Source organism: Burkholderia cepacia ATCC 25416 (genome assembly GCF_001411495.1).
GTDB classification, from domain to species: Bacteria; Pseudomonadota; Gammaproteobacteria; order Burkholderiales; family Burkholderiaceae; genus Burkholderia; species Burkholderia cepacia.
This window is the reverse complement of the sequence record NZ_CP012983.1, coordinates 1,173,789-1,196,214: the sequence shown is the minus strand read 5'-3', so window position 1 is coordinate 1,196,214 and position 22,426 is coordinate 1,173,789. Positions and strand designations below refer to the sequence as shown.

21 protein-coding genes are annotated in these 22,426 nt (G+C 66.1%); 8 read left to right on the top strand and 13 right to left on the bottom strand.

From position 1 onward, the window contains the following. Positions 1-6: 6 nt before the first annotated feature. The 5 genes from APZ15_RS37545 to APZ15_RS37525 all read right to left on the bottom strand — a co-directional run bounded on the left by APZ15_RS37545 (position 7) and on the right by APZ15_RS37525 (position 5,321). Positions 7-1,194, bottom strand: coding sequence for an FUSC family protein (locus tag APZ15_RS37545; RefSeq protein ID WP_057056499.1), 1,188 nt, complete (start codon positions 1,192-1,194; stop codon positions 7-9). Between the two features lie 100 nt (positions 1,195-1,294). Further along, positions 1,295-2,218, bottom strand: a complete 924-nt coding sequence (locus tag APZ15_RS37540; RefSeq protein ID WP_027792352.1) for a LysR family transcriptional regulator — start codon at positions 2,216-2,218, stop codon at positions 1,295-1,297. 198 nt (positions 2,219-2,416) lie between these two features. Next, positions 2,417-2,941, bottom strand: coding sequence for a flavin reductase family protein (locus tag APZ15_RS37535; RefSeq protein ID WP_021164278.1), 525 nt, complete (start codon positions 2,939-2,941; stop codon positions 2,417-2,419). A 66-nt stretch (positions 2,942-3,007) separates the two neighbouring features. After that, positions 3,008-4,234, bottom strand: a complete 1,227-nt coding sequence (locus tag APZ15_RS37530) for an FAD-dependent monooxygenase (protein WP_027792353.1) — start codon at positions 4,232-4,234, stop codon at positions 3,008-3,010. Between the two features lie 40 nt (positions 4,235-4,274). Further along, positions 4,275-5,321: an LLM class flavin-dependent oxidoreductase gene (locus tag APZ15_RS37525; protein ID WP_230942759.1), complete on the bottom strand. Its 1,047-nt coding sequence runs from the start codon at positions 5,319-5,321 to the stop codon at positions 4,275-4,277. A 285-nt stretch (positions 5,322-5,606) separates the two neighbouring features. Between APZ15_RS37525 and APZ15_RS37520 the strand changes: the two genes are divergently transcribed. From APZ15_RS37520 to APZ15_RS37505, 4 genes are all read left to right on the top strand, one after another. Beyond that, on the top strand, positions 5,607-6,407 hold the full coding sequence (locus APZ15_RS37520; RefSeq protein ID WP_021164281.1) for a 2-amino-3,7-dideoxy-D-threo-hept-6-ulosonate synthase: 801 nt from the start codon (positions 5,607-5,609) through the stop codon (positions 6,405-6,407). Between the two features lie 52 nt (positions 6,408-6,459). Beyond that, positions 6,460-7,524 carry a 3-dehydroquinate synthase II family protein gene (locus tag APZ15_RS37515; RefSeq protein WP_027792354.1) on the top strand — a complete coding sequence of 355 codons (1,065 nt, stop codon included), beginning with the start codon at positions 6,460-6,462 and terminating at the stop codon, positions 7,522-7,524. A gap of 49 nt (positions 7,525-7,573) precedes the next feature. Beyond that, positions 7,574-8,674 (top strand): 3-dehydroquinate synthase II family protein, encoded by a 1,101-nt coding sequence (locus APZ15_RS37510; protein WP_027792355.1) that lies wholly within the window; start codon positions 7,574-7,576, stop codon positions 8,672-8,674. Positions 8,675-8,751: 77 nt separating this feature from the next. Continuing rightward, positions 8,752-9,774 (top strand): methyltransferase, encoded by a 1,023-nt coding sequence (locus APZ15_RS37505; protein ID WP_027792356.1) that lies wholly within the window; start codon positions 8,752-8,754, stop codon positions 9,772-9,774. Between the two features lie 33 nt (positions 9,775-9,807). Here APZ15_RS37505 and APZ15_RS37500 read toward each other — a convergent pair whose 3' ends face one another. After that, positions 9,808-10,515 carry a FadR/GntR family transcriptional regulator gene (locus tag APZ15_RS37500; protein WP_021164174.1) on the bottom strand — a complete coding sequence of 236 codons (708 nt, stop codon included), beginning with the start codon at positions 10,513-10,515 and terminating at the stop codon, positions 9,808-9,810. Between the two features lie 302 nt (positions 10,516-10,817). Between APZ15_RS37500 and APZ15_RS37495 the strand changes: the two genes are divergently transcribed. Together APZ15_RS37495 and APZ15_RS37490 are read left to right on the top strand one after the other, a co-directional pair. Further along, positions 10,818-13,067 carry a TonB-dependent siderophore receptor gene (locus tag APZ15_RS37495; protein ID WP_226153388.1) on the top strand — a complete coding sequence of 750 codons (2,250 nt, stop codon included), beginning with the start codon at positions 10,818-10,820 and terminating at the stop codon, positions 13,065-13,067. Continuing rightward, positions 12,995-14,143, top strand: coding sequence for an alpha/beta hydrolase family protein (locus APZ15_RS37490; protein WP_138143334.1), 1,149 nt, complete (start codon positions 12,995-12,997; stop codon positions 14,141-14,143). The genes APZ15_RS37495 and APZ15_RS37490 overlap by 73 nt, the downstream gene beginning before the upstream one ends. Positions 14,144-14,311: 168 nt before the next feature. On the opposite strand, the gene APZ15_RS37485 is transcribed toward APZ15_RS37490, so the two are convergent. The 4 genes from APZ15_RS37485 to APZ15_RS37475 all read right to left on the bottom strand — a co-directional run bounded on the left by APZ15_RS37485 (position 14,312) and on the right by APZ15_RS37475 (position 16,969). Next, the gene (locus tag APZ15_RS37485) at positions 14,312-14,923 is read right to left on the bottom strand and encodes an ATP phosphoribosyltransferase regulatory subunit (protein WP_080982144.1); all 612 of its coding nucleotides are present in this window, start codon (positions 14,921-14,923) and stop codon (positions 14,312-14,314) included. A 451-nt stretch (positions 14,924-15,374) separates the two neighbouring features. Continuing rightward, positions 15,375-15,881: a hypothetical protein gene (locus APZ15_RS41580; RefSeq protein WP_138143333.1), complete on the bottom strand. Its 507-nt coding sequence runs from the start codon at positions 15,879-15,881 to the stop codon at positions 15,375-15,377. 178 nt (positions 15,882-16,059) lie between these two features. Then, a complete protein-coding gene (locus tag APZ15_RS37480; protein WP_138143332.1) occupies positions 16,060-16,356 on the bottom strand; it encodes a hypothetical protein in 297 nt (98 codons plus the stop codon). A gap of 115 nt (positions 16,357-16,471) precedes the next feature. Next, positions 16,472-16,969: a hypothetical protein gene (locus tag APZ15_RS37475; protein WP_027792360.1), complete on the bottom strand. Its 498-nt coding sequence runs from the start codon at positions 16,967-16,969 to the stop codon at positions 16,472-16,474. A 73-nt stretch (positions 16,970-17,042) separates the two neighbouring features. On the opposite strand from APZ15_RS37475, the gene APZ15_RS37470 reads away from it, so the two are divergent. Further along, entirely contained in the window at positions 17,043-17,939 is an 897-nt protein-coding gene (locus APZ15_RS37470; RefSeq protein WP_027792361.1) for a helix-turn-helix transcriptional regulator, read from the top strand. 162 nt (positions 17,940-18,101) lie between these two features. Here the strand turns inward: APZ15_RS37470 and APZ15_RS37465 are convergent, their stop codons facing one another. Together APZ15_RS37465 and APZ15_RS37460 are read right to left on the bottom strand one after the other, a co-directional pair. Further along, entirely contained in the window at positions 18,102-18,893 is a 792-nt protein-coding gene (locus tag APZ15_RS37465) for an SDR family NAD(P)-dependent oxidoreductase (protein WP_027792362.1), read from the bottom strand. A 75-nt stretch (positions 18,894-18,968) separates the two neighbouring features. Beyond that, the gene (locus APZ15_RS37460; RefSeq protein WP_027792363.1) at positions 18,969-19,733 is read right to left on the bottom strand and encodes an SDR family oxidoreductase; all 765 of its coding nucleotides are present in this window, start codon (positions 19,731-19,733) and stop codon (positions 18,969-18,971) included. 139 nt (positions 19,734-19,872) lie between these two features. Here APZ15_RS37460 and APZ15_RS37455 point away from each other — a divergent pair, with 139 nt between their 5' ends. Next, entirely contained in the window at positions 19,873-20,817 is a 945-nt protein-coding gene (locus tag APZ15_RS37455) for a LysR family transcriptional regulator (RefSeq protein WP_027792364.1), read from the top strand. Positions 20,818-21,153: 336 nt separating this feature from the next. Here the strand turns inward: APZ15_RS37455 and APZ15_RS37450 are convergent. Continuing rightward, positions 21,154-22,364, bottom strand: a protein-coding gene (locus APZ15_RS37450; protein ID WP_088611304.1) for an IS3-like element ISBcen6 family transposase whose coding sequence is annotated in 2 segments (ribosomal slippage) — positions 21,154-22,049 and positions 22,049-22,364 — 1,212 coding nt in all. Because the reading frame shifts where the segments join, the coding sequence is not laid out codon by codon here. Between the last annotated feature and the right edge of the window lie 62 nt (positions 22,365-22,426).

The window sequence follows — 22,426 nt, the reverse complement described above, 5'->3', positions numbered from 1 at the left end:
CCGAGATCACGATCGCGCACGCGGCGCGCACGCCGTTGCGCAGGGCCGCGCCCGTGTCGCGGTGAAAGCGCACCCGCGCGGGCCGGTAGCCCGGCGCGGGCGCTGCAATTCGACGAGCCCGTCGAGCGCCGCGCGGTAGTCGTCGATCTGTTCGATCAGCCGCTCGCCGGCGATCAGCAACGCCGCATCGTCGCGCGGATCGCCGAGCGCGATGCCGTCGAGGGCGTCGCGCAGGCGTTCGCGCGCGTCGCCGAGCAGCGCATGCGCGTGCGTCGCGCCGCCGGGGCCGTCGCCCAATGCGTCGGCGGCGGCCTGCCACGCGGCCGCGAGACGCGGCTGAAGCGATGCGACCGCGCGCGCGCCGGGGCTGTCGGCCGGCAGCGGCGGCATGCCGCCCGCGAGCGCGCCGAACAGCGATGCCATCCCGTGCCGCACGGCGGCCGCGCGTTGCGCGAGATCCTCCGATTCGGCCTTGCCGAGCGCGAGCAGATCGTCGATGCCGTAGATGCCGGCGAACAGCGCGTGCCGCTTGTCGTCGGCCGGTGCCGCCGCGAGGCCGTTGCGCTGCGCGGCGATGACCCGCGCGACGTCGGCGGTGACGCGCGTCACCAGCGCGTCGAGTTTCGCGTGCACGTCGCGCGTGCCGAGCAGCATCGACACGAGGCTCAGGCACAGCACGCCGATCGCGACCGTCGAGCCGCGCCCGATCACGTGTTCGAAGGTCAGCTCGGGATGTTGCATCGCGCCGTAGGTCGCCAGGCCGATCGTGTAGCCGGCCACGACGGTGCCCGACGCGCGGAAGTGCCGCAGCAGCGTCATGCCCGCGACGCAGACGCCGAGCCAGAACGCGAAGCCGAGGATGAACAGCAGCGGCTGCTGCGCGAAGCAGCCCATCAGCACGAACGCGACGACCATCCCCGCGATCGTGCCGACCACGCGCCACACGCCCTTGCCGATCACCGCGCCCTGGACGGGATTGATCACGAGCAGCACCGTCGACGCGGCCGAATACGGCGTTTCCAGTTCGAGCAGGTACGCGACGCCGAGCGCGAGCGCGGCGGCGATGACCGAGCGCGCGACATACGCGCCGCGCGGCGTGAAGATGTCGATGCGCGCGATCAGCGCCGCGGCCGCGCGAGTCAGGCGGCGGGGCGGCGCCGCGACGGCGCGCGTCTGATCTGCTGCGTCATGCACTGCAGTCGCTCCATGAGAAAGGACGAAGCCAGTCTACGGTCGCGCCATGCATGCCGAACAGTGACGTCTTTGCACTCGACGAGTGCGTGCAACGCATCCGTCATGCATGCGCCGCACGCAGCGCCGGCTGGCCGGTGCACAGCCCGCGCACGACACGCCGCAACCACTGGTGCGCAGGGTCGCTCTGGAAGCGCGGATGCCACGCCTGCGTGATCAGCACGGTTTCGAGCGGCACCGGCAGTTCGAACGTGCGCACGCCGAGCCCGGCCCGCACCGCGCCGCGCGCGAGATGCTCGGGCAGCGGCAGGATCAGGTCCGACGCCTGCAGCGCGAAGATCGCCGCATACGGCGTCGGCACGACGAGCAGCACGTGGCGCGCGAGCCCGCGTGCGGCGAGCGCGTCGTCGATCGGCCCCGCCGACTTGCCGCGCCGCGAGACGCCGATATGCGGCCAGCGCGCGAAGCGCTCGGGCGTGATGTCGTCGTCGAAGATCGGGTGGTCGTGGCGAGCGAGGCCGACGAAGGTCGTCGTGAACAGCGGCTGCACGCGAATCTCCGGCCCCAGGCGGCGCGACGCGCTGATGAAGAGGTCGATGCGGCCGCTGCGCAATGCGTCGTCGTCGATGTCGTCTTCCTCGGGCATGAAGCGCAGCATCGCGCGCGGCATCCCGCGCGCCATCTCCTCGAGCAGCCGGCTGCTGTGCAGGCCGACGAAGACGTCGTTCGCACGCACGTTGAACTGCTTGTCGAGGGTGCCGAGATCGATTTCCGCGGACGGCGCGAGCAACTGCGATGCGCGCTCCACGGTTTCGCGGACGACGCCGCGCAGTTCGAGCGCACGCGGCGTCGGCACCATCTTGCGGCCGGCCTGCACGAAGATCGGGTCGCCGACCGTTTCGCGGATGCGCGCGAGCGTGCGGCTCATCGCGGGCGGGCTGAGGTTCATGCGGCGTGCGGCGCCGACGACGCTGCCCTCTTCGAGCAGCGCATCGAGCGAAATCAGCAGGTTCAGGTCGGGTGCCATCGGCTTCTCCGTTTCATCGCGTGCATGCGGCGCAATGGTAGTGCGTGATGTGCGCGCGCAGCGTGACTGCAGCGCACGCAACGATTGCGTGCGGCATCACGCGTGACGCACGCATCGGTGGGGGGCGTGTTGCCTCGAGCAAACGGGCCCGGTGCGAACCCCGCGAACGAATGCTCGAAACAACGGCACGTGCGCCCGTTACCCGCCGCCGGCATCGGACGGCAGCGAGCGGACGGCGGCGAACGCGCCGTTCACGTACATCAGCGGGTTCACGTCGGCGGACATCGCGACGCGCGTGACCCGCCCGACCAGAATCGAATGCGAGCCGACCTCGACCTGTTCGAGCGTGTCGCAGAAGAACGATGTCTGCGCGTTCTCGAGATAGGGCAGACCTGTTGCCGCGTCGGTACGCCATGCGTCGTGCGCGAAACGCGCGTCGGAGCCCGTCGTGCTGCACGCGAGCGCGAGCGGCACGTGGCAGCTTCGCAGCGCGTTCACGCAGAAGCGCCGGCGGCCGGTGATCGACGCGTGAATGCTCGCGCGCCGGTTGATGCACACCAGCACGGTCGGCGGATCGAGCGCGACCGACGTGAACGAGCTGGCGGTCAGCGCGCACGGTGCGGCGGCGGCGCCGTCGCCGCCGGTCGTCACGATCGTGACGGTGGCGGCCACGCCGCGCATCGCCTGTTTCAGTTGCTGCGCAATGTCCACGGTGTTCGTCATGATGCGGTCCTGTCGCGAGGAGCCCCGGTGCCGCGCGGGTCGCGCCGCGCGGCACCGGGGCGGGCGTCAAAGCTGGTACGCGTCGGCCCAGGTCCAGTGATAGGACTTGAAGTCGGCGCGGCGCGACTTGAGCTCGGCGTCGCGCGCCTGCTGTTCGGGGCCGTCGGGCAGGTGGAACACGCCGCCGTTGCCGGCCGATGCAAGCTGGATCCGCGCGCTGCGGTCGATCCGCAGGCGCTGGTATTCGACCAGCGCGGCGCCGAGCGCGTCCTTCGACGCGAGCCCGGTCACGCACCGGCCGAGCACGACCGCGTCCTCGAGCGCCTGCGCGGCGCCTTGCGACTGGTACGGCAGCATCGGGTGGCATGCGTCGCCGAGCAGGCACACGCTGTCCCACACCCAGCGCGTGAGCGGCTGCCGGTCGTGCAGCGACCAGCGGCTCAGGTCCGACGCGCAGCGGATCAGCCCGACGAGGCGCGGATCCCAGCCGGCGAGCTCGGCCTCGAGCGTCGCGCGGTCGCCCTTGCTGCTCCACGATTCGCGCGTGCTGCCGTCGCCCGGCACGATCACGACGAGGTTCAGCAGCCGGCGGTCGCGCACCCAGTAATGGATCGCGTGCCGGCCGGGCCCGAGCCAGATCGTCACCTGCGGTTCCCGGACGATCTCGAACACGGGCGAGCGCGGGTCGATCGCATCGGCGTCGATCAGTGCGCGATACGCGTCGTCGCCGCTGTAGTGCGGCGCGTCGTCGCCGAGCAGCGCGTGGCGCAGCGTCGAATGAATGCCGTCGGCCGCGACGACGAGATCCGCGCGCCAGCGCGTGCCCGCCGCATCGACGAGCGTCGCGCCGTCCGGCCCGTATGCGTCGAGGCCGCGCACCGCGATGCCGCCGAGGACGGGGACCGGCGGGCCGGCCGTGTACGGGTCGCGCACGGCATCGAGCAGCGCGGCATGCAGGTCGGCGCGATGCGCGTTCCAGTACGGCGCGTTGAACTCGGCTTCGACATCGTCGCCGAGCGGGAAGGAACCGAGCAGGCTGCCGTCCTGCCAGCGGCGGCGGATCGTCGCGATCGGGGCGACGGCGGCCAGCCGCTGCCGGTCGAGCACGCCGAGCGTACGCAGCGCGCGCGTCGCGTTCGGCACGACCTGCAGCCCGGCGCCGACTTCCCGAAACGCCCGGCTCTGCTCGAGGACGGTGACCCGATGGCCGGCGCGCCGCAGCGCGAGCGCGGCGGCGAGGCCGCCGATGCCGGCGCCGACGACGATCGTGTCGAGTGACAGGGACGGTGTCATGGGCGAGCCCGTGGTGGATCCGGAAGGAATCGGCATGGCGTCATAGTCCCGGCAGCACGTCGCGGGCGAACACCTCCAGGTTGTTGCTCATCAGTTCGTACGGCTGCGCGCCGTAGTCGATGTGCCACAGGATCGCGTCGAGGCCGAGGTCGGCCTCGAGCGCGCGAATGCGCTGGCGCACGGTGTCGGGCGTGCCGAGCACGGCGGTTGCGTCGAGGTCGGCCGTGTCCATGCCGCCCATCTTGTTCTTCATCGCTTCGTTGTAGCCCTGGTAGGCCGGCGACTGCACCTGCTCCCACGACTTCGCCGCTTCCGCGAAATTGCGCCAGTGATGGCGCAGGCGCGGCTCCGCGAGTGCCAGCGCATGCGCGTCCGACGTGCCGATCATCAGCGGGATGCTGATCGCGACCTGCGGCTTGCGGCCGGTGTGGCCGTGATGGCGCTCGAACGTGTCGCGATAGAGCGCCACCATCTCCTGTGTCTTCGCGAGCGCGGCCTTGCGCGGCGGCGCGGCCATCAGCAGGTTGAAGCCGCGTTCGCCGATCCACTCGAAGCTGGACGGCGTGAGCAGCGCCGCGACCCACACCGGCGGGCGCGGCTGCTGCGTCGGGCGCGGCAGCGATTGCGCGTCGCGGTAGCGGAAGAACGGGGTGTCCTCGCTGGCCGATTCCTCGGCGAGAAGCCGCACCGTCGCGTCGATCGTCTGCTGGAAGCGCGTCTTGCTCGAGTCGAGATCGATGCCGAATGCATCGAATTCGTACGGCAGGAAGGCGCGCGCGAAGCCCAGCTCGAGCCGCCCGTTCGAGATCGCGTCGAGCTGCGCGGCTTCGGCCGCGAGCTGGATCGGATGATGGAACGACGCCTGGATGCCGCCCGTCATCAGGCGGATCGACTTCGTCTGCGCGGCCACGGCCGCGAGGAACATCAGCGGCGACGGGCTGTAGCCGCCGTACGGCTTCAGGTAGTGCTCGGTCATCTTTACGTACGTGTAGCCGAGCCGCTCGGACAGCGCGCTGAGCTTCAGCGCCTGGGCGTAATAGTCGGCCGCCGGGCGGTCGGCCGGGCCGGTATCGGGCAGGAAGGACACGCCGAACTTCATAGACACCTCACAGGTTGATGTGCTGCCGTTGTCTGCAAAGGGGAAGCGATGCCGCGACGAATGCGTCCCCCGGTCGGGAAACGGGATCGCTCGCAAGGCACTTGCAAGGATGATCCAATCATAGGATGATTGGGTCTATGCAAGTCTTACACGTCGCAAGATTTGCTGCAAGCGTTGCTCGGTTGTCGCTCCAGTTCCGCCCGCAAGCGGGCACCCCGGGGGCAGGCTGAAGTCGAACGGGCCGGCCTTTCCATTTCTGGCGAGGAATCACGGATGAACGCTCTTCTATCGGTTTCTGGCAAGGCGCTCAGGATGCGGCGGGTGGTGCGTGCCGCGTCGGGCAAGTGTCTGATGGTGCCGCTCGATCATTCGCTCGCGGACGGGCCGATCGCCCATCCGCAGCAGTTGCGGCAACTGGTTGGCGACATCGCCGCGCACGGCGGCGACGCGATCGTCGTGCATCGGGGCCGCGCGCGCTTCCTGGCGCCCGACGTGCTGAGCGATCTCGCGCTCGTCGTGCACCTGAACGGTTGCACGCGCTACGCGGAGGACGCGAACGCGAAGACGCTGTTCGCGAGCGTCGAGGACGCGCTGGCGAGCGGCGCGGACGCGGTCAGCGTGCACGTGAATCTCGGCTCGAAAACGGAATCCCAGCAGCTGCTCGACCTGAGCCGCATCGCGACCGAATGCGCGCGCTGGTCGCTGCCGCTGCTCGCGATGATCTATCCGCGCGGCCCCGGCCTCGGCGATCGTCCGCAGGCCGAACTGATCGCCCATGCGGCGAACGTCGCGGCGGATCTCGGCGCCGACATCGTCAAGCTGCCGTACAGCGGCGACGCCGCGAGCATGGCCGACATCATCGCCGGTTCGTCGCTGCCGGTGCTGGTCGCGGGCGGCGCGAAGCTGCCCGAAGACGAGTTCGTCGCGTTCACGTCGCGGGTGATGAACGCGGGCGCGCTCGGCATCGCGGCCGGCCGCAACGTGTTCGCCGCGCCGAAGGCCGCCCCGCTGATCCGCCGCCTGTCGGACGCGGTGCACGGCGTCGAGCGGCGCGCCGCGCACCTGGCCGCCTGATTCGCTGCGCCGGGCCGTCGTACCCGGTCTTTTTCGACCATCGAGGGTTTCCATGCATCGCTATCCGTGGATCGACCTGCGCGCGCTCGGCGCGCAGGCAGGCGCCGTCGCGGCCGACGCGGCGAGGGCCGGCGCGCGCCGCGTCGTGGTGGCCGAGGCCGGTCGCGATACGTGCGCGGCCGGCGCGGCGGCGCTATTGACCGTTTCGACGGCGGGCGTCGCGACGCTGGTCGACGATGCGCATGCGCCGCTCGCGGGCGTTCACGTGAGGATCGACGGCGCGGCCGATTTCGATGCCGCGCGCGCCGCGATCGCGCGGCACGCGCTCGTCCTGCTCGACTACGCGCTCGCGACCACGATGCCGCTCGAGCGCCTGCTCGAGGGTGTCCGCGACGCCGCGTGCCGCATCGTCGTGTCGCTCGCCGATCCGCACGGCGCGGCTTACCTCGCGCGCAAGCATGCGCAGTCGCCGGTCGACATCGCGTTCGCACCGCGCGATGCGGCCGCGTTGCGCGGCGTGCTGGCCGCGTGCGGCGAGCTGCGCTCGCGCGAGCCGCTGAAGCTGAAGGCATTCGAGGTGCAGCGCGTCGAGCCGCTCGGCGTCGGGCTGCATGCGGTGATCGACGGCTGTTCGCAGCTCGACGGCGAAGAGTGCGTGCTGGCCGGCGCGAGCGCGACCAGCATGCTGCTCGTCGTCGCGGCCGGCGCCGCGCACCCGCCGGGCCGGCCGCTCGTGTTCGGCATCGACGCGGGCTCGGCCGAATCGTTCGTGTTCTGCGGCGGCGACCGCGCGCGCCAGCTTTCGCTGCTGCGTTCGGGCGAGCGGATCCTGACGGTCGGCGCGGCGGGCGACACGCGCGCGATCGTGGTCGGCCGCGTGCGGATCGAATCCGCGCCGCTCGTCGCGTTGCACACGCGCAGCGCATCCGGCACGAGCACGCGTGTCGTGCTGCGCGGCGACCGCGCGGTGCGGTTCCGGACCGACGGCGGCACGGCCGTCGGGCTCGCCGATGTCGCGCCCGGCGTCCGGCTGGCCGGCTACGAGCCGGGTGCCGGCTGGGTGGATTGCCGGATGCGGGCCGCCGCGTCGCGTTCGGCCGTTGCCGTCAGTCGCTAGTTTCACCCTGTCATTCAACCTGCTTTATCCCCTTCGAAGGAGATTGGCCTTGAAGAAGCTTTCCTGGATTGACCTGCGCAACATCGGCGAGCTCGCGGACGAGATCACCGAGGAAGCGCTGCATGTCGGCGTGTCCGCATTCGTCGTGAAGGATGCGGAGCAGGCCGGGCGGCTGCCGCCGAGCGCGTGCAAGGTCGCAGTCGTCGATCGGCATCCGGCCGATGCCGCGCTGCTCGAGCAGGTGCAGATCGTCCTCGTGAAGGACGGACTGCCGGTCGATTTCGCGGTGCCGGACGGCGTCGAGCTCGGCGTGTTCATCGAAGTGACGGGCGAGGCGACGCTCACGCGCGCGTGCGAGCTGTCGGTGTCCACGCCGTGGCTGCTCGTCGAATTCCTGCAGGACCCGAGCAAGATCCCGCTCGAGATCCTGCTGGCGGCCGCCGATCGCGCGGCGGGCGAGCTGATCACCGTCGTCGCCGACCTGGAGGATGCCGAAGTGACGCTGAACGTGCTGCAGCGCGGCCCCGAAGGCGTGCTGCTCACGCCGACGCAGGTCGGGCAGGCCACGCAGCTCGTGTCGATCTGCAGCGACACGGTCGAGGATCTGCAGCTCGAGGAAATCGAGATCGTCGGGCTCACGCACCTGGGGCCGGGCGAGCGCGTATGCGTCGACACCTGCTCGCGCTTCGAGCAGGACGAGGGCATCCTCGTGGGCTCGTATTCGACCGGCATGATCCTGATCAGCAGCGAGACGCACCCGCTGCCGTACATGCCGACGCGCCCGTTCCGCGTGAACGCGGCCGCGCTCCATTCGTATGTCGTCGCGCCGGACAACCGCACCCGCTACCTCGCCGAGCTCGAATCGGGCGCGGAGATCCTCGCCGTCAACGTGCAGGGCAAGGCACGTCGCGTCGTGGTCGGGCGCGCGAAGGTCGAGACGCGGCCGCTGCTGCTGATCGAGGCGAAGAATGCCGCGAATCGCGCGATCAACATCATTGCGCAGGACGACTGGCACGTGCGCGTGCTCGGGCCGAATGGCAGCGTGCACAACATCACGGAGCTCAAGCGCGGCGACCGCATCCTCGGCTATACGCTCGATGCGCAGCGCCATGTCGGCTACCCGATCCGGGAATTCCTGCACGAGCAGTGATCCGCCTGCTTCGTTGACGATGCGATCGCCCGGTGCATCGTGCGCCGGCGCGGTCGAACCCTGTTCAGGAGTGCTTTATGGAAAATGCGGCAAAACAGGTGCTGGATACGCTGTTCGGGCGGTGGCGCAGCCGGATCCTGTATGCGGGCACGCGGCTCGGCGTGTTCGATGCGGTCACGACGGATGCACCGGTTTCGTCGGCCGCGCTCGCGGCGACGCTCGACGTCGACGAACCGCTGCTGTACCGGCTGCTGCGCGCGCTCGCCGCGCTCGGGCTGCTCGACGAGGACACGCGGCGCGGCTTCCGGGCCACCGCGGCGGGGGCGCTGCTGCACGCGGACGCCGCGAGTACGCTGCGCGATTTCGTGCTGTTGCAGGAGGGCCCCGAGCACTACGCGATCTGGGCGCACCTGCCCGACATGGTGCGCGAGGGGCAGCAGAACGGCTTCGTCCGCGAGTTCGGCGCGATGGCGTTCGACTATGCGAAGGATCACGAACGCTACCGAAGCGATTTCAAGCGCGCGATGTCGAGCTTCTCGACGGTGCAGTCGGAACAGGTCGTCGATGCGCTGCGCGATGTCACGTTCGCGCCGGGTACGCACGCGTGCGACATCGGCGGCGGCCAGGGGCACATGCTGTGCAGCCTGCTGCGGCGGTTCGGCGCGCTGACCGGTGTCGTGTTCGACCTGCCGGAGGTGATCGACGGCGACGCGGACGACTGGGCGCAGCGGATGGGCGTGAGCGCGCGCTGCAGCAAGGCGGGCGGCAACATGTTCGACGCGGTGCCGGCCGCCGACGTCTACCTGCTGAAGCTGATCCTGCACGACTGGAACGACGACGAATGCGTGGCGATCCTCAGGCGGGCACGCGAAAGCGCCCGCGACGGCGCGCGCGTGTTCGTGATCGAGCGGGTCGTGCCGGCGCCGGGCGTCGCGCATTTCTCGAAGCTCTACGACATCCACATGATGTGCTGGGGCAGCGGCCGCGAGCGCACGCGGGACGAATACGACGCGCTGCTCGTCGCCGCCGGCTGGCGGCCCGCGGGGCTCCGCTCCGCGCCGGACGGGCAGATCGATGTGATCGAGGCCGTCGCCGCGTAGCGCGCACCGGCCATACCGGGCGTACGGTGCCCGTCAGGCGGCGGGCGCCTCGCGCGTCTCGAGCCAGGTCATCTGCGGCTTGAGGATCGCGAGCGTCGCGCGCACCGCCTTGTTCTCGTCGCGCTGTTCGATCGCATCGAGCACCGCCTGGTGTGCCCGCATGTCCGGCTCGGGGATCTCGGCCTCGTCGAGTTCGACGAGGATGTCTTCCACGTTCGCGAGGATCGAGCCCGAGAAATAGCGATACAGCGCTTCGAGCGCGTGATTGTGCGAGGCGGCGGCCACGGCGATGTGAAACGCGCGGTCGCGCTCGACGAACTTCTTCACGTCGCGCGACGCTTCGCGCTCGCCGCGCGCCTTCAGCAGCTTGCGCAGCGTCACGAGATCCTCGTCGGTGCGCCGGCGCGCCGCGTAGCGCGCGCATTCCGTTTCGAGCATGCATTGCAGTTCGAGATGGTCGCTGCGCGCGGCACGATCGACGTTGCGCATCGTTTCGGCCGGATCGACGTTGCGGCGCACATAGGTGCCGTCGCCCTGGCGCACTTCGAGCACGCCGGAATACGCGAGCGTGCGAACCGCCTCGCGCACCGTATTGCGCCCGACTTCGAGCTGCTTCGCGAGATCGAGCTCGGTCGGAATGCGCTGGCCGACGCGCCAGATGCCGGAAGTGATGTTGGACTTGAGGATCTCGATCGCAGAATCGACGAGGGAGTGTCGGGTGGCCGGGGGCAGGCTTGACATTAAGTGTGTCGCTTGAAACTTGAGGGTGTCGCTATCCTATCATCCGATCATTCATTTGGTCGTTCAGGATAACGACATTCAAACGTGACATTTTGTTAACGTCAGACGAATAAACCTGCGGCCGATCGATGCATGCCGCACATTCGTCGATTGCGTCCACCGGCATTTACCCGCGCCGCGTCGGCGTAAATGATTCGCATTCGCTGTTCAGTCGAGGTCGCCGTTGCAAGAGCGGCCCGTCTCCGTACCCAAGGGCGCGACGTATCCGCCGACGCCCGTCTCCGCTTTCCGGATAACCCGACATGAATCGATCACACATCGGCCGCGATGCGCGGCCTGGATTTCCGTTGCCGTGCGCGGCGTTGCGGCGCGTGCCGGGCTGGGCGGCCGTACTGGCGTGCGCGGCTACGATGCCGATCGCCGCTTCGGCTGCCGCGCAAGATGCGCCGGACGCGGGCGAGCCCGCGGATGCGCCGCTGCTTGCGCCGATCGTCGTCGACGGGCGGCGCGAGACGGGCGTCGGCCCCGTGAACGGCATCGCGGCCGACGTGTCGCGCGCGGGCACCAAGACCGACACGGCGATCGTCGAGGTGCCGCAGGGCCTGTCGGTCGTCACGCGCGAACAGATGGACCGGCAGGATGTGCACAGCGTCGGCGAGAGCCTGCGCTACACGCCGGGCACGTACGCGGACTCGCGCCCCGGCGGCGTGCTCGAGAGCGTGTTCCTGCGCGGCTTCGGTGGCTTCGCGGCGGCGGCGATCAATCCGCAGATGCTCGACGGCCTGCCGCTGCCGAAAGGCGTGAACTGGGCCGCGAGCGTCGTCGATCCGTGGACGCTCGAACGCATCGACGTGTTGCGCGGCCCGGCGTCGGTGCTGTACGGGCAGGCGAGCCCCGGCGGCATCGTCGACATGGTCAGCAAGCGGCCGACGCGCGACGCGCAGCACCTGCTCGCCGTGCAGACCGGCAACCGCGATCGCGGGCAGCTCGCGTTCGATTTCAGCGGGCCCGTGACGCAGGACGGCACGTGGCGCTACCGGATCGACGGCCTCGCGCGCCGCGCGGACGAGCAGATCGATTACTCGCGGCAGCAGCGGATCGTCGTCGCGCCGTCGCTGACGTGGCAGCCGAACGCCAATACGAGTTTCACGCTGCTGGGTTCGTTCCAGCGCGATCCGCACAACAACTTCGCGGGCTGGCTGCCGGCCCTCGGCACGCTGTGGCCGGACGCGGGCCGGCGGATGCCGACGCGCTTCTATCCGGGGCTGCCCGGCTTCGACACGTACGACCGCACGCAGGCGATGATCGGCTACGCGTTCGAGCATCGTTTCGACTCGACGTGGAAAGTCCGGCAGAACGTGCGCTATACGCATCTCGACGTCGACTTCGCGGGCGCGGCCGTCAATTTCGTCGCGCCCTACCTGGCGCCGGGCGTGCTGAACCGTTCGCTGTCGTGGTCGCGCGAGCACGTGAACCATCTCGCGCTCGACAACCAGGCGGAGATGCGCATGATGACGGGGCCGGTCGAGCATACGGTGCTGGCCGGGCTGTCGTACGAGCATGCGGTGGCGAACCTCGTCGGATCGGGGTTCGGCGCGGCGCCGCCGCTCGATACGCGTGCGCCCGATTACGGGCAGCCGTTCGCGGCGCCGCCGATCGGGCAGCAGACGCGCCAGACACCCGACCGGATCGGCGTCTACCTGCAGGACCAGGTGCGCTGGGATCGCTGGGTTTTCACGCTCGGCGGGCGCGAGGAATGGTCGCGCACGACGACCGACGACCTGCTGCGCTCCGCGAGCGTGCGGCAGAGCACGCGTGCGTTCACCGGGCGCGCGGGGGCCGTTTATCTGTTCGACAGCGGCTTCGCGCCGTACCTGAGCTATTCGACGTCGTTCGAGCCGGCGCTCGGCACGCGCTTCGACGGCCAGCCGTTCACGCCGACGAAGGCGAAGCAGTTCGAGTTCGGGCTGCGCTACCAGTCGCCGGACCGGTTGCAAAACGCGTCGATCGCCGCGTTCGACATTCGCCAGCGCAATGTGCTGACCGCCGATCCCGAGCATCCGTTCTTCAACGTGCAGACGGGCGAGGTGCGCTCGCGCGGGATCGAGCTGGAAGGGCGGTCGCGCGTCTGGAAGCAACTGGACGTGATCGCCGCGTACACGTATCTCGACACGACGGTGCAGGCCGATACGGACGCGGCCGTCGTCGGCAAGCGCGTGGCGGCGGTGCCGCGCCATCTGGCGTCGCTGTGGCTCGACTACGCGGTCGACCGGCCGGGGCTGCGCGGGCTGAGGGTGGGCGGCGGCATGCGCTATGTCGGGCGCAGCGCGGGCGACAACGTCAATACGTTCGACGTGCCGGCCGTCGTGCTCTTCGATCTCGGGCTGTCGTACGACCTGGGTGTCGAGCGGCCGGCGTGGAAGGGGTGGCGCGTCGCGGCGCACGTGAACAACCTGTTCGACCGGACTTATGTGTCGTCGTGCTTTTCGGCGGGAGGATGCTTCTACGGCACGCGGCTGACGGTGACGGGGGATGTCAGTTACCGGTGGTGATGGCGGGTGACGATCAGGATGCCGGTGCCGGGTGTGCAGCCGGTGCGGGCTGTAAGCATGCGGCCGGCCCGGTTGCGGCGCCGCACGGATACACTGTCGCCTTCGCGGTACGCATCGCCACAGCCTCGCCCGTCATCCCTGGATTCGTGGAGAGATTGCCCATGAGCATCGTCGTTCGCCGAAACTCGATCGCCATCCCCCTGTGCCGGGTGCTGATCCCGGGCGTGTTGATCGCTTCCGTTGCCGGCTGCGCGGCGACGGCGGTCGAAGACACCGCCATTGCCCCCGATCTGCATGAAACCGTCGTCAAGGTGCCGGTCGACGAAGGGGGGAGCACACGCGACATCGTCGCCACGACCTACATGCCGGACGGCCCCGGGCCCTTTCCGCTGATCGTGCTGAGCCACGGCAGCCCGCCCGATCCGCGCGCACGGCCGAAGGTGGGACGCTACCGCGCGTTGCCGCAGATCCGGACGTTCGTGCAGCACGGTTTCGCGGTCATCGTGCCGATCCGTCGCGGGTACGGTGCGACGGGCGGTGTCGACGAAGAGGATGCGGGGTCGTGCCGGCATCCCGATTACCTCGCTGCCGGCCAGCAGGCCGCGCGCGATGTGCTCGCGGCCGTGCGGTATGCGCAGACGTTGCCGCAGGTGGATCGAAGCCGCATCGTGCTGGTCGGGCAATCGGCGGGCGGCTTCGCGTCGCTGGCGGCGGCGAGCTACGCGCCGCAGGGCGTGGTCGCGGTGGTGAACTTCTCCGGCGGGCGCGGCGGGAATCCCGCGACGCATCCCGGCATGCCGTGCGATCCGCGGCAGATGGCCGACACGATCGGGCATTTCGCGAGCACGACGCGCGTGCCGGTGCTCTGGCATTACGTGCAGAACGACAAGTATTTCGCGCCGGAAGTCGTGGCGACGTGGTTTGCCGCGTTTCAGGCGGCGGGCGGGCACGGGCAGATGATCGTCGAGCCGCCGTTCGGCAAGAACGGCCACGGGATGTTTGCGGTCAAGGAGGCGATTCCGATCTGGCTGCCGCATTTCGAGGCGTTTGTCGGGCCGCTTGTCGCGGTGAAGTAGGTGGGTTGGGGGGATCGGTTTGGGCCGGGGGGATGGCCGTTGGCGACCCACAAGGGACAGTCAAGATTGCGGAGAGCCGACGCTCGTGCCATCGCTTTACTATGTGTAGCCGGCGATATGGAGCTTGCGACTGTCCCGAGCCGCAAGCCGCGTCGGCATTGGACGTTACTACACAAGCCCCTGAGCGGTCATCGCTAACAACAGTCGTTCAGCGCCGATGCCGAAACCGGCTCCCTCCCGATAGGCGCCGCCACCAACCACTTGCTGTTGTGCGCCGAGTTCGGTGCAGCGCATTTCGAAGCCCCGACCGTTCAGATAGTAACTGAGGCCTCTGCGGGCCGAATCGTCGATTTCATAGCGAAGGCCGAGTGAATCGAAAAAGCCGGTCGCCACCTCCTGGCTACGTTTGACCACGGATTCCGGGTTGGGGCATAGATACTCAAATCCTAGTTGCGAGAATTCGCGGTAACGACCGGCTTGAGGTCGTTCATAGCGGTAGCATCGAGCGATATAAAACAACATCCGCTCCCGTTGTCGGCCCAGTAGCTCGCCGCATCGCTCCTGGAACAGTGCCGTCGCCTCGGGAATCAGGCAGCAAGCGCGTCCCTTCTTGTCGGGAAAGGCCCACATCTGGCCGATGATCTCGCTACCACCGGCTTTTTGAATGAATGTATCTTGCGACCACAACGCCGGGACAATCACCTCCTCTGCTCCGACGTTAATGAAGATAGCTCCGGAATTGGGTTTCCAGAGCGCGCATTTGCGCGGCTTCCTTGCCAACGATGAAGCGTGTTCCGCGAATCATGGTCATGAGAGTCCTCCTTGGGGTAAAAAATAAAAAAGGCGCCATAGGCGCCTTGGTCGTTTGTACAGGAAGGGGGAACTGCAATCCCGGATGTCCTGCTATGGACGTAACGAACCACGGCGCATCGAGTGACGACCGTGACGATGACGAGATTGGTTCGGGACGTTACGGAGTTCCATGCCGGTCATATTGGCACATTAATTTTGATTTGTGAATCAATCCACGTGCCCCGGTTGCCTGAGGTGATCTCAAGGGCCAAAACGACTCACACGGCTAAAGATCGTCGACGATCTATACTCTGTTGCCGACCGACCGCTTTTGGCCGCCAACCGACGGATGCGGCCGACGGTTGCCGACCCGTTGCGGTCAGTGGTATCGACCGATAGCCGTCGTTCATTCGCCTCTAAACATCTGTGCAGTCACCATTTAGCTGCTTGTAATGCGTACCCCTTCGCTTCTTAAGCGCTGCAGAAACTGATTCCGTGCCACAGATGCGCTAGCCCAAAGATCGACAAGATCCCCCTCCCAAAGAAGAAATGTAGCTCTTAGCGGTATGTAGATGTATGCGCTCATGCCGCAACGAAGCACTGTGGCGCAACACCCAAGCAGGTCATCTGCTTCGCTGGCCTCGAAGAGTTGGCCAAAGCCGTCCCACGGGTTTAGCTTGCCGGAGCATGTCGATTCCATTTCCGCCAATAGTGAATTCTCAAGCTCTCCATGCCTCGACCAATCCGTGACCTGGAGCAAACAGGTTCTCGGCGGCTCAAGATAGCTGCGAACGCCGTCGACAATCACGGAAGCTGCCCCGTCGTTTTCCGGCACTGCGAATTGCAAATACGATGTGTGGCCTAGCCCGGCCTTCCCGTACGGCGCTTCAATACATTCTTCGTATTTCAGCCACGTCGAACAATCGGAAGGGGACAGCGATTTCATGTCGGTACCCGAGCATGTTGCGCAAGTAGGAGGTAGATCCAATTGTCGACCAATTAAGTGATCGCGTCTAACGTCTGAAATTGGTCGGCTGCTGCCTTCCGCAGTTGCTTGCCGTAGGCCAGCGCAGTTACCCGAAATCGACCCGAAGCGGCCACGCATAGATCTCCAAAGCGGTCGTTTAGCATGCGCTCGCCTGACAAATACCATTGTCGACGTGGCGAAGTACGCCAATCCCAACTCCGTTGGCACCGAGCGGTTGACTGGACCGAACACCGGGCTGGACCGTCGCAAGCTTGTTGCCGGCGCCCGCGTTGTGCTGGCCGGCGGTCGCATCGAGGGTCATGTTCGCGGCCTCTACCGGATACGAAATGAGCACGAGGTGACTTGTCTTGACCTCGACTGTCTTCGCGAGCGTGCGGCTCGCCACGAAGCGCACGGGATCCGAATGGGTGGCGCGATCTTCTTTCGATACCATGAGCCAGCTTCGATCACTCCACCGACGTCAGATCAACATCAAGCCGATATCATTCGGATTACATATCTATTATCGTATTCACACGGCAACGGAAGCGTCGCTTCTTGCCCGTTCTCTAGATTTTCATCGAACGGGTGCCCTGCGGTTTCCTGCGAAGATAAAGCGCTTGAGCGATCAGCCCGAGAACGAGCGCGACGAGGAGCGCGGCTTGGGCACCGAGAAGCAGTGGCGACCTCGGATCGCTGACCAGCGGATGTCCGTCGGGCACACGCTTCAGCGTTTCGGTAACCGTGGGAACCATCAGCACGAATGCGGTCAACGTCAGACAGAAGGTTTCCAGGTAGATACCGGCTCGACCGGGCAGAGGCAGATACGCAACGCCATATCCAGCCAGTAACAGCACGACGGCTGCGACTCCGATGACGTAGCTGATACCTTGATGCGCTATGACGAACACGGTCAGGGAACCAATCAACATGGTAACGAAGTACACCCGCCCGGCAACTGAGCGCGGAACGATCCTGCCGTAACGCGCGAACATGTACACGGCCATGGGGATCGCAGGTAGACTGCCGAGAGTGTGTATCCAGCCGAGCGGCGAAATTCCAAACATGGTTTCAATCCTTGCCTTGCGTGATTTCGTTGGTGGTCGACGCTTACTTTAGGCTCACGAAACCCGAATTGACATGACTGAACCTGGGAAAAACTTGACCATTTTTCCGGATCGGGCGCTTGCTGGTCTGGCTAACGGTGATCTCCTGTCTCAGGTTCTTGCGCGTATGCGCATGACAGGCGACCGCATCTTTTCGTCGATGCTGCTGCCATTCGCGCAGTTGGACATGTCTGCGCGGGCGGCTCACGCGTACGCAGTCATGGAAGGCGTGGTGAAAATTGCCGGCGATGACGCAGACGCTTCCGAGATTCGGTCCGGCGAACTGCTCTTGTTGCCGCGCGGACCTGGCAGCCTGCGCATTTCCGCCCTGGACCAACCGGCGAACGTCGTCGTCTGCCACTTCTGGTTTGATCCGGCGAGCCAGCCGGATCTGCTTCTGACGTTACCCACCATGATCCACCTTCGCCAGGCGGAGACATGCGACTGGCTGCCGAACATCATGCAGTTTCTGCTGCATGAGGCGGACAATGACGAGGCGGGGTCCGCCTTGATGGTCTCCCGCATGATTGATCTCGTGGTGGTGCGTGCGTTGCGTGCCTGGGTTCATCATGGTCATGCATCGAACTGGTTGGGCGGATTGGCGGATAAGCGTATTGCCCGCGCTTTGAAGGCAATCCACGAGCAGTCGCCACGTGGTTTGACGATCGATGGTCTCGCTGCCGTCTCGGGCATGTCCCGCTCCAACTTTTGCGAACGTTTCAATGCGCTCGTTGGCAAGTCGCCGTTGCGTTACCGCAATGAATGGCGCTTGAGCGTCGCCCGCGACATGCTGGCGAAAGGTGACGCGCGCGTGGGCGAGGTTGGACGGTCGGTTGGTTACGAGTCGGAAGCCGCTTTCAGTCGTGCCTACAAGGCCTACTTCGGCCATGCCCCTCGAGAAGCGAAGCCATCCATCACGCCCGCTGAATGACCGCGCTGCCCACGACGCCATGAACGATACCGCCGCGAGAATGCAAAACAGCCGCCCCGTGCCTGATTGTCGCGGACGCCACAAACGGAGCGTTTCAGCCAACCGCATCGGGACATTGAGCGAGGCAACTGTCGAAAGCCCGGCTCAATGTCGGCCGGGGTTTTAAAAGGCGCTTTTTATAACGCCCCCGTCGGTTCGCAACGCGGCTCCCGTTGTGGCCGCCGAAAGCGGACTGGCGATATAGGCCACGAGCGACGCAACCTCCTGCGGCGAACCAAATCGCTTGATGAGCGATGTGGGGCGGACTTTCTCGAAGAACTCCTGTTCGAACGCTTCAAACGATTTGCCCTCGGCGCTTGCAAGCGCCTCCACGAACTCGCCCACGCCACGCGATTTCGTCGGCCCCGGCAGCACGCTATTGACTGTAATTCCAGTGCCGGCAACGGCTTCGGCGAGCCCGCGCGACACGGCAATCTGCGCGGCTTTCGTCATCCCGTAGTGGATCATTTCGGCGGGAATCTGCACGCCGCTTTCGCTCGAAATGAAAATGATGCGCCCCCAGTTTGCACGCTTCATCGCGGGCAGAAACAGGCGAGCGAGGCGTACACCGCTCAACACATTGACGTCGAAGAAACGCGACCAGTCGGCGTCGGGGATCTCCTCAAACGGCTTGGGCTCGAAGATGCCCAGGTTGTTGACCAGGATTTCCACGTCCGGATAACGCGTTGCCAGTTCGTCAGCCGCCGCGGCTGTGGCGAGATCGCCCGCAAAACCCGTTACGTCGCTGCCCGTCTCGGCTTTCAGTTGCGCGACCACATCATCCACTGATGACCGGGAGCGGCCATTCACGATCACGCGCGCGCCTTCCTGCGCCAACGTCCTGGCGATAGCGAAGCCAATGCCGGCGGTGCTGCCGCTGACCAATGCGAGTTTGCCTTGCAGATTCAGGTCCATGAGTCATTTCCTTTGCATGAGTGAGGTAGAACTGGCGGCATCGGCAGGTAGAAGCCGGATGCCGACAAAGAGGGATCAGGTCCGGGTAATGGACGCGCCACCGTCAACGAGTGATGCCGTACCGGTCACGAATGACGAATCGTCGGAAGCGAGATACAGCACCGACCGGGCAAGCTCTTCCGGCTTTGCAACGCGCTTGAGCGCATGCAGGCCCGTGACGAACGCCTGCGATTCATGGGTGTCGTTCATGCCGCGATACATGTCCGTGTCGACAGCGCCCGGCAACACCGCGTTCACGCGCACGCCTTGCGCGCCGTACTCGGCAGCAAGTGCCTGCGTCAAGCCGATCAGGCCCGCCTTGCTCGCCGCATAGGCCGCAGTGCCGGGAAACGCGAACGAATAACCGACGAACGTCGACGTGAAGATGATCGACCCACCGCCTTGCTTCACCATTTCCGGAATCTGGTGTTTCGCGCCAAGGAAGGCGCTCGTCAGATTGGTCGACAGCGCGGCATTCCAGCCTGCTTCGGAAATACCGGTGCTCGGCCCCATCTCGCCGAGCGTACCGGCATTGTTGTAGGCAATGTCCAGGCGGCCGAACCGGCTCACCGCGAGCTCGACCAGCGCCTTCGAAAAGTCTTCCGATTGCACGTCACCCGCCAGGTATGCTGCTTCGCCGCCTTCGCTGACGATCTCCGCGGCGAGTGTTTCGAGTTCCGCCGCGCGCCGCGCCGCGATGACCACCTTGGCGCCTTCCTTCGCGAACAGCTTTGCCGTAGCACGCCCAATCCCTGCGCTGGCGCCCGTGACGATGGCGACTTTTCCTTTCAAGCGTTGCATTTTCAATCTCCTGATGCACTTCGTCGGCCAGTGCCCCATGCATTGGCGCGTTGAAAGCAATATAGGCCTCAGTTTTGATTGTAGAAATGACCAAAATGTGCTTCTATCATTCAGCTTTTGTGAATGAATCGAGGTACTGATGGATCGTCTGCGCGCCTTCGAGGTTTTCGTGACGGTGGTGAGCCGTGGGGGCTTCGCGCGCGCCGCGGATGCGCTCGGCACGTCGCCCGCCAATGTCACACGCTATGTGAATGAACTGGAGGCGCATCTGGGCACGCGCTTGCTGAATCGCTCGTCGCGCACGCTTTCTCTTACCGAGGGCGGTGAGACGCTTTACGCCCGTTGCAAGTCGATCCTCGACGATGTCGCCGAGACGGAGGGGCTGGTCTCGTCGGCGTCGGTCGAGCCGCGCGGGCGGCTGCGCATCAATGCACCCGTGAGCTTCGGTATTTTGTATCTGGCACCGTTGTGGCCCGAGTTCATGCGGAAATACCCGGGAGTCGAACTCGACGTCGGACTGATTGACCGCGTCGTCGATATCGTGGACGAAGGCTACGATCTCGCCATTCGCATCTCACGTGCCGGTTCGACCAGTCATGCGGCCCGCAAGCTGGCGACGTCGCAAAACATTCTGTGCGCATCGCCGGCCTATCTGGCTCGCTTCGGCGTTCCGGCAGTCCCGGCGGAGCTGGGCGGGCACCGCTGTATCGGCTACACGTATGCGTCCACCGGCGACGACTGGCAACTGATCGACGAGCGCGGCAAGCTTCACTCGGTGAAGGTCGACTGTCACATGCATACCAACAACGGCGATACGGCGCGTGCAGCGGCCCTTGCCGGACACGGCGTGATCCAGCAGCCCACTTTCCTGATCGGCAAGGATCTCGCCGAGGGCCGGCTCGTGCATGTGTTGCCCCGGTACCGCTTGCCGGATATCGACATTCTCGCGCTGTATCCGAGCCGTCGGCACCTGAGCGCCAGAGTGCGCGTCATGATCGATTTCCTGGTCGACGCGTTCAGTGGCGTGCCTCCCTGGGACCGGAACGACGGAAATTGGGCAGGTGCTGCGCCGGCGACGGATTGAAAGCGCATCCGCGTCCAGTACATGCGCCAGCCATGTTCGGACGTTCGGGTTCAGAGCGTGCGCGATCGTTCTGCACCTTGGCGCACAGACATTCGGACGGCGGCCCCGGGCAGCCTTTGACCACAGCCCGCGACTATCTGGAAGTGCCATCGCCCGATGGATACGGAATTCGCGCGAAAGCTGTCTCTTCGCGCCTGGACATTCGAATGTCCAGGCGATGCGGCCAGCCGATGTCTGCGGCTGGCCGGCCTCGGTCGAGTGGTATTGGGGTAGTGTCGGACTGGTTGATGCCGACCCATAACGGCTGGAGTTGACCCTGTAATACCGGACACAGCCTCACACTAAGGTTGCTGAATCCATCGAGCGCCGGAACTCGCGAGGCGAGCGGTATTTCAGCGCGCTATGGGGATGCTTCTCGTTGTAATGCTCGAACGCGATGGCCAGATTGCGTGCAGCAGTCGCTGCGTCCGGCTTCGGCATGAAGGCGACGTAGTCGCGTTTCATCGTCTTCACGAAGCTCTCGGCCATCCCATTACTTTGCGGGCTGCATACCGGCGTGGTCAATGGCTTCAGGCCGATGGCCACTGCGAACCGACGCGTGTCGTCGGCTGTGTAGCCCGAACCGTTGTCGCTCAGCCACTCGATTTCGGACGGCGTATGCAGCTCGATGCCAAACCGATTTTCCACTGCAGCCAGCATCACGTCGCGCACGATGTCGCCGCTGTGGCCTGCCGTCGTAGCCGCCCAGCTCATCGCCTCACGGTCACAGCAATCCAGCGCGAACGTTACGCGCAGCGGCTCGCCGTTGTCGCAGCAGAATTCGAAGCCGTCCGAGCACCATCGCTGATTGCTGCGCTCGACGGCTACCTTGCCGTCGTGTCGACGTTGGGGCCGAGGTGGAATCGGTCGGCGCTGCATCAGCAGCCCATGTGTGCGCATGACGCGATAGATTCGCTTGGCATTAAACGGCGCCAGTCCGACCGCAACGCGCTCGTTGCGCAAGATGCCCCAAACCCGGCGATAGCCATAGCTGGGCAAATCGCCAATGACCCGGCGGATCTCCTCGACCGCGTCCGCGTCGTCACTCTGCCTCGATTGACGGCCATCGCGCCACGTCGCCGGACGCGACAGTCGTGCCGATACGTTCGAGCGCGACACGCCGAGAACTTCACAAACCAGTTTCACTGGTCGTCCTCCGGCAGCGAGGGCGAGTGCGCTATCCATTTTTTTGCCCGGCCGTACTCGACTGCTTCGCGGAGAATCTCGTTCTCCATGGTCTTCTTGCCGAGCATCCGTTGCAACTCACGAATCTGCTTGAGTGCATCGGCCAGTTCCGAGGCCGGGACTACTTCCTCGCCGGCCTTGACCGCTGACAGGCTCCCATCCTGGTACAGCTTGCGCCAGTGGAACAGTTGGTTCGGATTCACGCCGTGCTGGCGCGCGACCATCGAAACCGATTTCCCCGGCTCAAAACTCTCGCGAACCATCGCCAGCTTCTGCTCCGCCGTCCAGCGCCGCCGACGCTCCGGGCCCGTCAACACTTCCATCACTTCCTGCCTAGTGTTAGTCAAAAACACAGTCCTATGCCTACCCGTTATTGTAAGTGGGT